This window comes from Burkholderia cepacia, assembly GCF_029962485.1.
Lineage (GTDB): Bacteria > Pseudomonadota > Gammaproteobacteria > Burkholderiales > Burkholderiaceae > Burkholderia.
The window spans coordinates 1999483-2013027 of the sequence record NZ_CP073637.1 but is presented as its reverse complement, the minus strand read 5'-3'; the positions used below and the strand labels follow the sequence as shown (position 1 = coordinate 2013027).

The 13545-nt window shown below is 64.5% G+C and carries 12 protein-coding genes and 1 pseudogene; 9 read left to right on the top strand and 4 right to left on the bottom strand.

The window, feature by feature from the left end; translation table 11 throughout:
• Positions 1-90 precede the first annotated feature (90 nt).
• The 5 genes from phaC to KEC55_RS09320 all read left to right on the top strand — a co-directional run bounded on the left by phaC (position 91) and on the right by KEC55_RS09320 (position 6052).
• Complete coding sequence (phaC, locus tag KEC55_RS09340) at positions 91-1974, top strand: class I poly(R)-hydroxyalkanoic acid synthase (RefSeq protein ID WP_282505166.1); 1884 nt, start codon at positions 91-93, stop codon at positions 1972-1974.
• A gap of 99 nt (positions 1975-2073) precedes the next feature.
• Entirely contained in the window at positions 2074-3255 is a 1182-nt protein-coding gene (locus tag KEC55_RS09335; protein ID WP_282505165.1) for an acetyl-CoA C-acetyltransferase, read from the top strand.
• A gap of 121 nt (positions 3256-3376) precedes the next feature.
• Positions 3377-4117 (top strand): 3-ketoacyl-ACP reductase, encoded by a 741-nt coding sequence (locus tag KEC55_RS09330; protein ID WP_166964704.1) that lies wholly within the window; start codon positions 3377-3379, stop codon positions 4115-4117.
• Between the two features lie 118 nt (positions 4118-4235).
• Complete coding sequence (gene phaR / locus KEC55_RS09325) at positions 4236-4802, top strand: polyhydroxyalkanoate synthesis repressor PhaR (RefSeq protein WP_011549704.1); 567 nt, start codon at positions 4236-4238, stop codon at positions 4800-4802.
• Positions 4803-5206: 404 nt separating this feature from the next.
• The gene (locus KEC55_RS09320; RefSeq protein ID WP_282505159.1) at positions 5207-6052 is read left to right on the top strand and encodes a lysozyme inhibitor LprI family protein; all 846 of its coding nucleotides are present in this window, start codon (positions 5207-5209) and stop codon (positions 6050-6052) included.
• Between the two features lie 166 nt (positions 6053-6218).
• Here the strand turns inward: KEC55_RS09320 and KEC55_RS09315 are convergent, their stop codons facing one another.
• Positions 6219-6473 carry a hypothetical protein gene (locus KEC55_RS09315; protein ID WP_176047872.1) on the bottom strand — a complete coding sequence of 85 codons (255 nt, stop codon included), beginning with the start codon at positions 6471-6473 and terminating at the stop codon, positions 6219-6221.
• Positions 6474-6785: 312 nt separating this feature from the next.
• Between KEC55_RS09315 and KEC55_RS09310 the strand changes: the two are divergent.
• Together KEC55_RS09310 and KEC55_RS09305 are read left to right on the top strand one after the other, a co-directional pair.
• Positions 6786-6869: pseudogene (locus KEC55_RS09310) on the top strand (PAAR domain-containing protein); the annotation flags it as partial.
• A gap of 27 nt (positions 6870-6896) precedes the next feature.
• Complete coding sequence (locus KEC55_RS09305) at positions 6897-7043, top strand: PAAR domain-containing protein (RefSeq protein WP_282507542.1); 147 nt, start codon at positions 6897-6899, stop codon at positions 7041-7043.
• A 291-nt stretch (positions 7044-7334) separates the two neighbouring features.
• Here KEC55_RS09305 and KEC55_RS09300 read toward each other — a convergent pair whose 3' ends face one another.
• Genes KEC55_RS09300 through KEC55_RS09290 form a run of 3 tightly spaced genes read right to left on the bottom strand, consistent with a single transcriptional unit; the run spans position 7335 to position 10480 of the window.
• The gene (locus KEC55_RS09300; RefSeq protein ID WP_282505157.1) at positions 7335-8681 is read right to left on the bottom strand and encodes a M16 family metallopeptidase; all 1347 of its coding nucleotides are present in this window, start codon (positions 8679-8681) and stop codon (positions 7335-7337) included.
• Positions 8678-10042 carry a M16 family metallopeptidase gene (locus KEC55_RS09295; RefSeq protein ID WP_282505156.1) on the bottom strand — a complete coding sequence of 455 codons (1365 nt, stop codon included), beginning with the start codon at positions 10040-10042 and terminating at the stop codon, positions 8678-8680. The genes KEC55_RS09300 and KEC55_RS09295 overlap by 4 nt, the downstream gene beginning before the upstream one ends.
• Positions 10043-10099: 57 nt before the next feature.
• The gene (locus KEC55_RS09290) at positions 10100-10480 is read right to left on the bottom strand and encodes a hypothetical protein (RefSeq protein WP_282505155.1); all 381 of its coding nucleotides are present in this window, start codon (positions 10478-10480) and stop codon (positions 10100-10102) included.
• A 707-nt stretch (positions 10481-11187) separates the two neighbouring features.
• Here KEC55_RS09290 and rimO point away from each other — a divergent pair.
• Together rimO and KEC55_RS09280 are read left to right on the top strand one after the other, a co-directional pair.
• Positions 11188-12549, top strand: a complete 1362-nt coding sequence (gene rimO, locus KEC55_RS09285) for a 30S ribosomal protein S12 methylthiotransferase RimO (protein WP_059234056.1) — start codon at positions 11188-11190, stop codon at positions 12547-12549.
• Between the two features lie 3 nt (positions 12550-12552).
• Positions 12553-13479, top strand: coding sequence for a sugar kinase (locus KEC55_RS09280; protein ID WP_282505154.1), 927 nt, complete (start codon positions 12553-12555; stop codon positions 13477-13479).
• The last annotated feature ends 66 nt before the right edge of the window (positions 13480-13545 follow it).

Below are 13545 nucleotides of genomic sequence, written 5' to 3'. Positions count from 1 at the left end.
CCAGAGCATGACGGCCCGGCTCGCAGCCGGCACGCCGCGCGCGAGCAGGATTTCACGATTGACGCTCACGAATCACCGGTAAGGCAGGTAATGACAGCATCGAAAAATTCGTCGACGTCCGCTCAGGCGGGCACTTCCGCGGGCAGCACCGGTTTCGATCCGGCCGCCCAGCCGATGCAGCAGATGTTCGAGTCGTGGTTGAACGCGTGGCGCGGTTTTGCGGATCCCGCGCGCGCCGCGTCTGCATCGGCCACCGTTAATCCGTTCGCGACATTCCAGTTTCCTGCGTCGTTTCCGTTCCAGATGCCGTCGATGCCCGATCTCGGCGGCCTCGCGGGGCTGGGTGGCATGGCGTCGCCGTTCGCGGGGTTGAAGCTGCCGGTTGCCGCGATTCCGCCCGAACGGCTCCAAGCGCTGCAGGCCGACTACGCGCGCGATTGCATGACGTTGATGCAGCAGGCCGCGGCCGCGAAGCTCGAATCCCCCGAACTGAAGGACCGCCGCTTCAGTGGCGATGCGTGGAAGTCGTCGCCCGCGCATGCATTTGCGGCGGCGTGGTATCTGCTCAACGCGCGCTATCTGCAGGAACTGGCCGACTCGCTGCAGACCGATCCGAAGACGCGCGAGCGCATCCGCTTCACGGTCCAGCAATGGACGGCCGCCGCCGCGCCGAGCAACTTCCTCGCACTCAATCCCGACGCGCAGAAATCGATTCTCGAAACGCAGGGCGAAAGCCTGCGGCAGGGGATGATGAACCTGCTCGGCGACCTGCAGCGCGGCAAGATTTCGCAGACCGACGAATCGCAGTTCGTGGTCGGCAAGAACCTCGGGTGTACTGAAGGTGCGGTCGTCTACGAGAACGACCTGATCCAGCTGATCCAGTACACGCCGAAGACGGACAAGGTGTTCGAGCGGCCGCTGCTGATCGTCCCGCCGTGCATCAACAAGTTCTACATCCTCGACCTGCAGCCCGAGAATTCGCTCGTCGCGCACGCGTTGTCGAACGGTCATCAGGTGTTCCTCGTGTCGTGGCGCAATGCGGACGCATCGGTCGCGCACAAGACGTGGGACGACTACATGAACGAAGGGCTGCTCGCGGCGATCGACGCCGTGCAGCAGGTCAGCGGACGCGAGCAGATCAACACGCTCGGTTTCTGCGTCGGCGGCACGATGCTCGCGACCGCGCTCGCGGTGCTCGCCGCACGCGGCGAACATCCGGCCGCGTCGATGACGCTGCTCACCGCGATGCTCGACTTCAGCGACACCGGCATCCTCGACGTGTTCGTCGACGAGGCGCACGTGCAGATGCGCGAGCAGACCATCGGCGGCAAGAACGGCACGCAACCGGGGCTGATGCGCGGCGTCGAGTTTGCGAACACGTTCTCGTTCCTGCGTCCGAACGATCTCGTTTGGAACTACGTCGTCGACAACTACCTGAAGGGCCGCACGCCCGCGCCGTTCGACCTGCTGTACTGGAACAGCGATTCGACGAGCCTGCCGGGCCCGATGTACGCGTGGTACCTGCGCAATACCTATCTCGAGAACAAGCTGCGCGAGCCGGGCGCGCTGACCGTGTGCGGCGACGCCGTCGACCTGTCGTTGATCGACGTGCCGACCTTCATCTACGGTTCGCGCGAGGATCACATCGTGCCGTGGCAGACGGCCTACGCATCGACGTCGATCCTGTCGGGCCCGCTTAAGTTCGTGCTCGGCGCGTCGGGTCACATCGCGGGCGTGATCAATCCGCCGGCGAAGAAGAAGCGCAGCTACTGGATCAACGACGGCGACCTGCCCGAATCCGCGGACGACTGGTTCGCCGGTGCGGCCGAACAGCCGGGAAGCTGGTGGACGACGTGGGTCGAATGGCTCGACCAGTACGGCGGCCGCAAGGTGGCGCCGCCCGCCGAAGCCGGTTCCGCGCAGTTCCCGGTGATCGAGCCGGCGCCGGGACGCTACGTGTTGCAGCGCGATTGACGAAAACCGGACAGCGGCGCACGCTGTCCGGTGCACCGCAGTTTTTTTAACAGGGCCGGTAACGATGCGCCGTGTCGTGCGGGCCTGGAGGACAGGGAAATGACGGACGTAGTGATCGTATCGGCCGCGCGGACCGCGGTCGGCAAATTCGGCGGCTCGCTTGCGAAGATTGCGGCGCCCGAGCTGGGCGCGACGGTGATCCGCGCGGTGCTGGAGCGTGCGGGCGTGAAGCCCGATCAGGTCAGCGAAGTGATCATGGGCCAGGTGCTGACGGCCGGTTCGGGGCAGAACCCGGCGCGCCAGTCGCTGATCAAGGCCGGGCTGCCGACGGCAGTGCCGGGGATGACGATCAACAAGGTGTGCGGCTCGGGCCTGAAGGCTGTGATGCTGGCGGCGAACGCGATCGTCGCGGGCGACGCGGACATCGTGATCGCGGGCGGCCAGGAGAACATGAGCGCGTCGCCGCACGTGCTGCCGGGCTCGCGCGACGGGTTCCGGATGGGCGACGCGAAGCTGGTCGACACGATGATCGTCGACGGCCTGTGGGACGTGTACAACCAGTACCACATGGGTATCACGGCGGAGAACGTCGCGAAGGAATACGGGATCACGCGCGAAGAGCAGGATGCGTTCGCGGCGTTGTCGCAGAACAAGGCGGAAGCCGCGCAGAAGGCCGGCCGTTTCAACGACGAGATCGTGCCGGTGTCGATCCCGCAACGCAAGGGCGAGCCGCTGCAATTCGCCACCGATGAATTCGTGCGCCACGGCGTGACGGCGGAATCGCTGTCGGGGCTGAAGCCGGCGTTCTCGAAGGACGGTTCGGTGACGGCGGCGAACGCGTCGGGGCTGAACGACGGCGCGGCGGCGGTGCTGGTGATGTCGGCGCAGAAGGCGGCGGCCCTCGGCCTGACGCCGCTTGCGCGGATCAAGGCGTACGCGAACGCGGGTGTCGATCCGAGCGTGATGGGCATGGGCCCGGTGCCGGCGTCGCGCCGGTGCCTGGAGCGCGCGGGTTGGACGCCGGGCGACCTGGACCTGATGGAAATCAACGAGGCGTTCGCGGCGCAGGCGCTGGCGGTGCACAAGCAGATGGGCTGGGACACGTCGAAGGTGAACGTGAATGGCGGCGCGATCGCGATCGGTCACCCGATCGGCGCGTCGGGCTGCCGGATCCTGGTGACGCTGCTGCACGAGATGGTCAAGCGCGATGCGAAGCGCGGGCTGGCGTCGCTGTGCATCGGCGGCGGGATGGGCGTCGCACTCGCGGTCGAGCGCCCGTAACCGGCCGTTCGTTACCGTCGAACCGAATCCGGGGCACCGGCCGATTGCGGCTTCGGCCGGCGCCACGTGAAGTCAGAGGGGGCCTCGGCAGCTCTCGAAACCAAAAAATGGAGTGAGATTCATGTCTCAGCGAATTGCGTACGTAACGGGCGGGATGGGCGGCATTGGCACCAGCATCTGCCAGCGTCTGTTGAAGGACGGCTTCAAGGTCGTCGCGGGTTGCGGCCCGAACTCGCCGCGCCGCGTGAAATGGATCGAGGACCAGAAGGCACTCGGGTACGATTTCATCGCGTCGGAAGGCAACGTCGGCGACTGGGACTCGACCAAGGAAGCCTTCGACAAGGTCAAGGCCGAAGTCGGCGAAATCGACGTGCTGGTCAACAACGCAGGCATCACGCGCGATGTCGTGTTCCGCAAGATGACGCATGAAGACTGGACGGCCGTGATCGACACCAACCTGACGAGCCTGTTCAACGTGACGAAGCAGGTGATCGACGGGATGGTCGAACGTGGCTGGGGCCGCATCATCAACATTTCGTCGGTGAACGGCCAGAAAGGGCAATTCGGCCAGACCAACTACTCGACCGCGAAGGCCGGCATCCACGGCTTCACGATGTCGCTCGCGCAGGAAGTCGCGACGAAGGGCGTGACGGTCAACACCGTGTCGCCGGGCTATATCGGCACCGACATGGTGAAGGCGATCCGCCCCGACGTGCTTGAGAAGATCGTTGCGACGATCCCGGTGCGACGTCTCGGCGGGCCCGAAGAAATCGGCTCGATCGTCGCGTGGCTCGCGTCGAACGATTCCGGCTTCGCGACGGGCGCCGACTTCTCGCTGAACGGCGGCCTGCACATGGGCTGACGCCCAGGCTGCGCGGGCCGGGTGGCCGCGCAGCCGGGTGTGTTCCGAAGGCCCCCGCCTCCCGGATTCGGGCGGCGGGGATTCGTCACTTGCGCTACGCTGCACTGAAAGGCGTTACATGACTACTACAAAGAAGACGGCCGAACGGCTCATCAAGAAGTACCCGAACCGCCGGCTCTACGATACCGAGACAAGCACGTACATTACGCTCACCGACGTGAAGCAACTCGTGCTGGAGCAGGAGGATTTCAAGGTCGTCGATGCGAAATCCAACGAAGATCTGACGCGCAGCATCCTCCTGCAGATCATCCTCGAAGAGGAAAGCGGCGGCGTGCCGATGTTCTCGTCGTCGATGCTGTCGCAGATCATCCGTTTCTACGGCCATGCGATGCAGGGAATGATGGGCACGTACCTGGAAAAGAACATCCAGGCGTTCATCGACATCCAGAACAAGCTCGCGGATCAGTCGAAGAACCTGTACGAAGGCAACGCGATGAATCCGGAAGTCTGGTCGCAGTTCATGAACATGCAGGCGCCGATGATGCAAGGGATGATGACCAGCTACATCGAGCAGTCGAAGAACATGTTCGTGCAGATGCAGGAGCAGATGCAGAACCAGGCGAAGTCGATGTTCAGCACGTTCCCGTTCAAGCAGCCGGGTGCGCCGGAGCCGGAAAAGAAGTAGCGATGTCGCGGCAGGCCGGCCGCGGCGGCGCGAGCCGTCGGGCGTCGGTGCCGCGAAGCAAGGTGGCGCGGGTCGGCCGATCGCGTGCCCGGGCACGACGATGCGCGGCTGCCGCCTGCCGAAAGATATCGCCGACGATCGTTCGTGATCGTCGGCACGACATGCTCGCGCCGCGGATGGGGCGGGCATGACCGTTGTCCAGTCGATCGAGATCCAGTCACCTGTGAATGACAGCCGGGGCACGCCGCGCCTGAAGGCGTGTGTTCGACCCGGTGCGGGTGTGTGCCTGTCGCACCCGGAGCGGCGCTGCACGGCAACGCGCGGTACCGGTTCCGGGCAAGCGAGAGAGGCGATGCTGCTTCGATCCGGCGCGGCCGAGAACAACAAACTAACTGAGAGAGCGCATGCGAAGGATTCGAATGGCATCGACCGTCAGGCTGGCCGGTCTTGCTTCGGTGTTCATGTGTGGCGTGGGTTTGGCCTTGCCGGCCCTGGCGATGGATTGCGCGAAGGCCGCGCAACCAGTCGAGAAGCGCATCTGCGCGAGCCCCGTGCTGCGGGCAGCCGATGCGCGAATGAATTCGGCCTATGCGGGCGCGCTGAAGGCCGCGCCGGATGCCGCTATTCGCGACATGCTCGAGCGCAGCCAGCGCCGCTGGATCGCCGCGCGCAACAACCGTCTCGATGCCGATTACGATGGCCATCCGCTAGCCGTCAATGAAGTGCGCAAGGCAATCGACCGACGCAGCACCGAGCTGGACGATCAGTCCGGTAAAGGACTGGTCGCGCGAGCGTTGGCCGAGCGCCAGTGGCTTGCGAAATACACGGGCGGCCCGTTGACCGGCTTCGATGGCAACTGCGATTTCATTCCCGACGATGCGAGCGGCGCACACGTTTCATATGCGTGTTTCGGCGCGGTTCATGTGCAGCATCGTGCGCGCGTCTGCAGCCAGAGCGAGGACTGGGCGACCGGCGCGGTTTTTCAGTACCGCTCGGTGAGCGCGGCCGACGGCGGGAAGGTGCGCCCGGTGGCGTTCTGCGAGACGCAGGCGCATGGGCATGCGTGCGATAACGGGGGCGCACAATCGGGGTGGATGCGTGCGGGGGTGTCCGGTGACGATAAGCGTGCGCCCGCACCGGCAACCGGTTTGCCGCAACTCGATGCGGAAATGTGGCCGATCGGCGATGGCGACGATGCGGTGTGGTTCGAGCGGTGTCTGACTGCGTCGGTGTTTCCGGATGCGCGGTAACGTGTGACGCTCCGTGTTCCAGCAAGGCCCGCCATGGCGGGCATTTTTATTGTTCGTCGGCGGAGGGCATGCGCAGCCGATGTCGATCGATCATCGGCTGCGATGTCACCCACGCGTGCGTCGCATGACCAGCGGCTCAGACCGAGGCCATGCGTTTCGTTGTCGTTCAGTGCGCGGGACTGAAGTCCTGGTCGTCGTCCGACGGTGGCAGGTCGAGTACGAGCTTGACGGCGCTGTAGTTCGCCTTGAGCGAAAACACGCGGCCGATCACGAGGAACGTCTGCCGCGAATTCTCGAGTTCGACGAAGTCGCCCGGTTGCGGTACGTGCGCACCCTGGTCGTAGGAGAAACTGGTGCTGGTTTGCTCGCCGATGGCTTCCGCTGCGTGTTCGGTGAATTCGATCGTGATGTGGGTAGTCATACGGGCCCCGATATGGCTGATTGAAGAGACTGGAAGCCTCAATTTTCGCATAGCGGCTGGCAGCATTCATGGCGCAGCGGCGAGCCGGGCGAGTGGCAAGGCAAGAGGAACTGGCTGCTGCCGATGTGGTTGATCCTGTTCCCCTACAACCTGTTCTCCGCCTAGTGCTGGTACGCGGTGTGCCGCGTGTTCAACGTGCGTAGCGCAGCGCCGCCGGCGGAAGCCTTGGAGGGCGTGTCTTCCGAGGGCAACGAAGGCTTCAGCACGCGATCCCCGTGATGGATAAGTAGTCCAAATCATAAGGAGCTTGATATGCGGCCTATCGTACTCGTCGGCCACCGACACAGCTGTCCTATCCACGGTGAGGGGACCGTCGTCAGCGGCGCCGAGTCTGCCGCCATCAACGGCCGAGCCGTGGCACGCGTGAGCGACCGCATCAGTTGCGGCGCGGTGATTCAAACCGGCTCGACCGGCACGGAGATCGAAGGCCAGCCGCTGGCGCGCCAGGGCGACACCACCAGCCATGGTGGCACCCTGGTCGAGGGCGAGGCCGGATGGCTGGTGGAGTGACCGCCACCGACGACAGTGGTTGCAACGGCCCGCAGCGTCAAAAGCCGGAATTTTCCAACTAGGACCGGGAAGGAAATTGGTTCGACCTCACGGCAGTGCAGCGCGGTAGCAACTAATGCTTCGGCTGCGCTGCGCGAGCGAGCGTTAACTCGGCTCGGGCAGAGTACGCTTCCTGACGCCAAAAACGAAAGCCGGCTCGCTTCCGGAAACGGACCGGATTCTTCGCTTGCCCACTCGATAGCAGCGATCCGGCGAGGCCGGGTAGGAATGAAACGACAAGCAGGCTGCGTACTATTTCTCCGCAAACGTCCCGGCCTCGATCCACACCATCTTGTCGGGATTCAGATACTTGCGGATGGCGGTGTTGACCTGATCGACGGTCAGGGCGCGGATGCGCTGCGGATAGGTATCGAGGTCGCTTAGGGGGCGATCCTGGAGCACCGTCTGGCTGAGCATGGCGGCCATCTGCCCAGTGGTTTCCATCGCGACTTGATGGCGACCGATCATGCCGTCCTTGCGTGCATCCAGTTCCGCCTGGGTGATGCCTTGTTTCCACCAGGCATCAAGAATGTGGCGCGTGCTGGCGACGCCCTTGTCCAGCAGGGGCGGGGCAAAGCTGCTGGTGATGAAGAATCCGCCGTCCATCAGGGAGAGCCCGGACAGGCTGGCACGAATGCCGTAGGTCAGGCCTTCCTTGTCGCGGACGCTCGCCATCAGCCGGCCAGTGAAGCCGTTCCCGAGGACGTTGACGGCCGCGCTCAAGGGCAGGTAGTCGGCATCGTTGGCGCGCAGGTCGATGGCCTGACCGAGCATCACACTGATGGATGCCTTGTCCTTCATCGCGATTCGCTGCGTATCGGCCTGGCTCGCCTTGGGTGGTGGACTCTGTCGCACGAGGTCCTTGCCACCGCTCCAGCCCGCGAAGGCCTCGGTCACCATCGATTGCAGGCGACGCGGGTCCGCTCCACCCACTACAACCAGCGTCATATGTGCCGGTCCGTAGTAGGTTCGATGAAACGCCTTGATATCGTCCAGCGTGGCAGCGGCAATGGCCTCGAGCATCCGCTCGCGCGGCACTGGGGCGTTGAGGTGCGCGTCGGGGTAGATGGACCGATACAGCGCCTCGCTGGCCCGGACCGACGGGTTTTCTCCGGCGTTACGGACCGCGGCCTCCAGCCGGGTCTTGGCCTTGGCCAGTTCCTCCGGCTTGAAGGCTGGCTGGCGCAACTGCTCGGCCATCAGGTCGATCAGCGTCGGCAGATCCTTGGTCAGGCATTGGCCGTGTATGCCGACGTAGCCTCCGTCGGACTGGAACGACAACTGCGCACCCAGGCTGTCCAGCAGCGCGGAGATCGCCACCTTGTCGCGACGGGCGCTGCCTTCCTGCAGCAACATGCCGGTCAGCAGGGGCACGGCCGGATTGGCTGTCTTGCTGGCCGCGTCGGCGTCGCCCAAGGGCATGACACCGGACAGGGACACCATTTCATGCGGCGACATCGGATAGGTCAGCAGCGCGATGCTGCCGGCCTGGGCGCGTACGACGCGGTCGGCGATGCCTGCCTGAGCCGCAACAGGCAGCCACAGCACGGCGAAACACACGAACCACGTCCGCAGATGGTTGAAACGAACATGCTTCATGAAGATTGCTCCGGAACGAACCAGCCGGTTGTGCTCTGATTTTCAATGAGGTACTTGCGGGCGACGCGCTGCACGTCGGCGGGCGTCACCTTCTCCAGTTCTTCAAGCTCGGTGACGAACCGTGTCCAGTCGCCCAGCGAGACCGCGTAGCCCAATCGGGCGGACGTCAAGCGGACGCCGTCACGCTGGTAGATCTGATCGGCCCGGTACGGCCCCAGCACGCGCTGGATATCCTCGCGAGTGACGCCCTCGGTCTTGATACGCTCCAGTTCGGTCCAGGCGATTTTCTCGGCCTGCTCGTGTTTCGCGTCGGGCGGCAGGCTAACCGTCACGACGAACGGACCGGGATCGCGCAGCGCGTGGAAGCTGGCGCCTGCTTGCGTGGCAACCGTGGTGTCGACCAGTGCGTGATACAGCCGGCTGCTCTTGCCCTGGCTCAATACCAGGCCCAGTACGGTCAAGGCAGCCGCATCGGGGTCGAGTGCGCGGGGCCCCTTGAAGGCGATGATCAGATTGCCCGTTGCACCCGCACGTTTGAGCACCAGCCTTCGCGGCCCCTGCTGCTGCGGCTCTTCGGTCGTGACAGCGGGAATGGCCTTGGGCGCGCGCGGGATGCCGCCGTAATACTGCCTGACCCATCCCAACGCCTGGTCCTGCCGGAAATCGCCGACCAGGATGACGGTGGCGTTGTCTGGCCAGTAGAAGGTGTCGTAGAAGCGGCGCAGCTTGTCCACGCTCGCATGCTCGATGTCGCTACGCCAGCCGATGGTGGGATGGTGGTAGGGGTGTGCCTGGTAAGCCGTGGCCATGACCTGCTGGAACAAGGCGGTGAAAGGACTGTTCTCGCCTCGCTCGTACTCGTTGCGTACCACCGTCATCTCGCTCGCCAGGTCTTCCGGGCGCAGCAGGAGGTTGCGCATGCGGTCGGCCTCGATGGCGATGTAGCCTTCCAGCGCATCGCGCCCGAGCGTGCCGAAGTAGTTGGTGCGGTCCATCGAGGTGGTTGCGTTGAAGGTCGCGCCCACTCGCTCCATGTAGCTGTTCAGTGAATTGCCGAGCGCCTTGTTGTAGTGCCGGCTGCCCTTGAACATCAGGTGCTCGAGCAGGTGGGTGTCGCCGGTCGTGCCGGTGGCTTCGTTGCGTGAACCCACTTGGTACAACACCTGGAAACTGACCACCGTCGCAGCGGGATCGGGCAAGGCAAGCACGGTGAGACCGTTGGCATCCAGACGGTATTCGTCGATACCGCCCAGGGAGCGGACGTGGGTAAAGCCCGCTACGTCGACGGGTTGGGCCATCGCCGTGCCTGCAATCAACAGGCACAGCGCGAGCCCGGTGCATATCAAACGTCGTACTGACATGGAACGTCCTTTCGTGTAGGCAGGATGAACGCGGAAGATCGGGTGCCGGCTCGACGGTCAGTTGACCTGCCATGCGTCGAGCGCGGCGAACGTGAAGTCTTTCATATTTTCCGATGCACGTTGATCGATGGCGCGTTGCGGGGACATTAATGCCGTGATGCGTCCGTTGACGGCCATGCGTTGTTTGACCGTCGATGCGTAACGACAGACGGTGCGATCTCCGTTGAATGTGCAGATCACCTGGAAGCGATTGTCAGGCTTGGACTTCTTCGATGACGCATCGCCCTCGGGTTTGCCGGCAAACAACGTAGGCAGGAGGCTGTTCGACGCTGAAACACCGGCGGAAAATCGGGACTCGTCGCCGGTGCACCGGTCGAGCGTGGCGGTAATGGAGGCGCGACTGGGCAGTCTGTCGCACGCGAAGAGGTTTGGGGCCATCGGCCCGCATTGACTCCGGCGGCATGCTGCCGTGCCGGTTCTGCCATCGTCGGCGTGGCGGCCTCGGCGTTCATCGAGGCCGGTACGGCGACCAGAAGCGCAAGTCGGCGCGCGAGTGCGGACAAGGTGGTGACCTTCATTCGGCATCCCGTTCCAGGGTAAAGGCGATCGACGCACGACCGCAATCGATAGGCTCGTGCGGCCCGACTTCGTGACATCGAAGGCAGCCCGGCCTCGTGGCGAGCTGGTGAGCCAAATTCGACCCCACGTGGCAATGCAGACGGGGCGGGGAGACTCAGGTGCGATGCTACTTCGCGCCCCATCATCGTGAAATGAGACGAGTTCGAATTTTTGGGGCAGAACGGTCGTACTCGTCGGCGCGACTCGCCCATGAAAGATCGTGAACGCAGGCTGCGTTTCGCCTTCCTTTCGGTCGAAAGCCTGCGAATGAAGTACACCGGGATCGGAAAGAAGCGTGGCGCTGTTAGCGCATCAAGTTCCTTTGTTTGGGCATCGCGCGGGCTGATCGGACGGCAATGCGTTGCTTCAATATGAAGGGACATATCAAGCATGCCTCGCATGACGGGGCGTTGGCGGGGCGCGCATCCGATTTGACGGTCGATGCAGTCGCCGGCCGCCTGTTTTGCCTCGCCACCCCTAAATCGCTGTAAACTCACGCTTTTGCTGCCACGCCCCCACACATCCAGATGTCCCAATCCCCCAAAGTAGGGTTCGTATCCCTCGGCTGCCCCAAGGCGCTCGTCGACTCCGAACAAATCATCACGCAGCTGCGCGCCGAAGGTTATGAAATCTCCGGCACCTACGACGGCGCCGACCTCGTCGTCGTGAACACCTGCGGCTTCATCGACGAAGCCGTACAGGAAAGCCTCGACGCGATCGGCGAAGCGCTGACCGAGAACGGCAAGGTGATCGTCACCGGCTGCCTCGGCGCGAAGTCGAGCGCCAGCGGCTCGAACCTGATCGAGGAAGTCCATCCGAAGGTGCTCGCCGTCACCGGCCCGCACGCGGTGGGCGAAGTGATGCAAGCCGTGCATTCGCACCTGCCGAAGCCGCACGACCCGTTCACCGACCTCGTGCCGGCGGCCGGCATCAAGCTCACGCCGCGCCACTACGCGTACCTGAAGATCTCCGAAGGCTGCAACCACCGTTGCACGTTCTGCATCATCCCGTCGATGCGCGGCGACCTCGTGTCGCGCCCGGTCGCCGAAGTGATGCTGGAAGCCGAGAACCTGTTCAAGTCGGGCGTGAAGGAACTGCTCGTGATCTCGCAGGACACGAGCGCTTACGGCGTCGACGTGAAGTACCGCACGGGCTTCTGGAACGGCAAGCCGATCAAGACGCGCATGACCGACCTGGTCGCCGCGCTCGGCGAACTCGCGGCACAGTACGGCGCATGGGTGCGCCTGCACTACGTGTACCCGTATCCGAGCGTCGACGAAGTGATTCCGCTGATGGCCGAAGGCCCGTTCAAGGGGCACGTGCTGCCGTACCTCGACGTGCCGTTCCAGCACGCGCATCCGGAAGTGCTGAAGCGCATGAAGCGTCCGGCGAACGCCGAAAAGGTGCTTGAGCGCGTGCAGAAGTGGCGCGAGATCTGCCCGGACCTGACGATCCGCAGCACGTTCATCGCGGGCTTCCCCGGCGAGACGGAAGAGCAGTTCGAAACGCTGCTCGACTTCATCCGCGAGGCGGAACTCGATCGCGTCGGCTGCTTCGCGTATTCGCCGGTCGAAGGCGCGACGGCAAACGAACTCGACGGCGCGCTCCCGGATGACGTTCGCGAGGAACGCCGCGCGCGCTTCATGGAAGTCGCCGAGGAAGTGTCGGCGAACCGCATCCAGCGCAAGGTCGGCAAGACGCTGAAGGTGCTGATCGACGAAGTCAGCGAGGAAGGCGGTATCGGCCGCACGGCAGCCGATGCGCCGGAAATCGACGGCGTCGTCTATGTCGAACCGGCGACGAAGGCATCGAAGCGCTACAAGGTCGGCGATTTCGTATCCGTGAAGATCACGGGCGCCGACGGTCACGATCTGTGGGGCGAGGTGTAAGCGATGACCGCCGCATTTCCGGAGATCCTCGCGCTCGGCGAGGCGATGATCGAATTCAACCAGTCGCAGCCGGGCCATCCCGAATTCCTGCAGGGCTTCGGCGGCGACACGTCGAACTTCTGCATCGCGGCGGCGCGCCAGGGTGCGACGACGGGCTTCGTGTCGGCGATCGGCGACGATCCGTTCGGCCGCTTGCTGGCCGACATGTGGCAGGCGGAACACGTCGACACGACGTACGTGCGGGTCGATCGCACGGCGCCGACCGGCGTGTATTTCGTCACGCACGGCGCCGATGGTCACCAGTTCGACTATCTGCGCGCGGGCTCCGCGGCGAGCCGCTATGCCACAGGCGACCTGCCGCTCGATGCGCTCGCGACCGCGAAGGCCGTGCATCTGTCGGGCATCAGCCTCGCGATCAGCACGGCCGCGTGCGACGCGGCGTTTGCGGCGATCGACCATGCGCGCAGCCACGGCGCGAAGGTCAGCTTCGACACGAACCTGCGCCTGAAGCTGTGGCCGTTGCCGCGCGCCCGCGCGGTGATGCGCGAAGCGCTGCGCCAGACGGACATCTGCCTGCCGAGCTGGGACGACGTCACGGCATTGACGGGCGCGAACGATCGCGATGCGATCGTCGATGCAATGCTCGAGCACGGGCCGCAGGTCGTCGCACTGAAACTCGGCAAGGAAGGCGCGTATGTCGCGACGCCGAACGAGCGGCGCGTCGTGCCGGGCTTCACGGTCGAGGCTGTCGATGCGACGGGCGCGGGCGACTGCTTCGGCGGCGCGTTCGTCGCGCGGATCGTCGCGGGCGACGATCCGTTCGCGGCCGCGCGTTATGCGAATGCAGCGGCGGCGCTGTCGACGACAGGCTACGGCGCGGTCGCACCGATTCCGCACCGCGACGCGGTGGAACGCCTGATGCAAGGCTGACGCGCCACGCGTACGCCGGCCACGGCCCCGCACGACGGGCAGGGCATCGCCGCGATTTTCGAGCGA

Excerpts from the sequence above, each read along its gene's own strand:
- phaC (WP_282505166.1), top strand. The coding sequence starts at position 91 with ATGACAGCATCGAAAAATTCGTCGACGTCCGCTCAGGCGGGCACTTCC.
- KEC55_RS09335 (WP_282505165.1), top strand. The coding sequence starts at position 2,074 with ATGACGGACGTAGTGATCGTATCGGCCGCGCGGACCGCGGTCGGCAAA.
- KEC55_RS09330 (WP_166964704.1), top strand. The coding sequence starts at position 3,377 with ATGTCTCAGCGAATTGCGTACGTAACGGGCGGGATGGGCGGCATTGGC.
- phaR (WP_011549704.1), top strand. The coding sequence starts at position 4,236 with ATGACTACTACAAAGAAGACGGCCGAACGGCTCATCAAGAAGTACCCG.
- KEC55_RS09320 (WP_282505159.1), top strand. The coding sequence starts at position 5,207 with ATGCGAAGGATTCGAATGGCATCGACCGTCAGGCTGGCCGGTCTTGCT.
- KEC55_RS09315 (WP_176047872.1), bottom strand. The coding sequence starts at position 6,473 with ATGACTACCCACATCACGATCGAATTCACCGAACACGCAGCGGAAGCC.
- KEC55_RS09300 (WP_282505157.1), bottom strand. The coding sequence starts at position 8,681 with ATGAAGCATGTTCGTTTCAACCATCTGCGGACGTGGTTCGTGTGTTTC.
- KEC55_RS09295 (WP_282505156.1), bottom strand. The coding sequence starts at position 10,042 with ATGTCAGTACGACGTTTGATATGCACCGGGCTCGCGCTGTGCCTGTTG.
- KEC55_RS09290 (WP_282505155.1), bottom strand. The coding sequence starts at position 10,480 with ATGGCCCCAAACCTCTTCGCGTGCGACAGACTGCCCAGTCGCGCCTCC.
- rimO (WP_059234056.1), top strand. The coding sequence starts at position 11,188 with ATGTCCCAATCCCCCAAAGTAGGGTTCGTATCCCTCGGCTGCCCCAAG.
- KEC55_RS09280 (WP_282505154.1), top strand. The coding sequence starts at position 12,553 with ATGACCGCCGCATTTCCGGAGATCCTCGCGCTCGGCGAGGCGATGATC.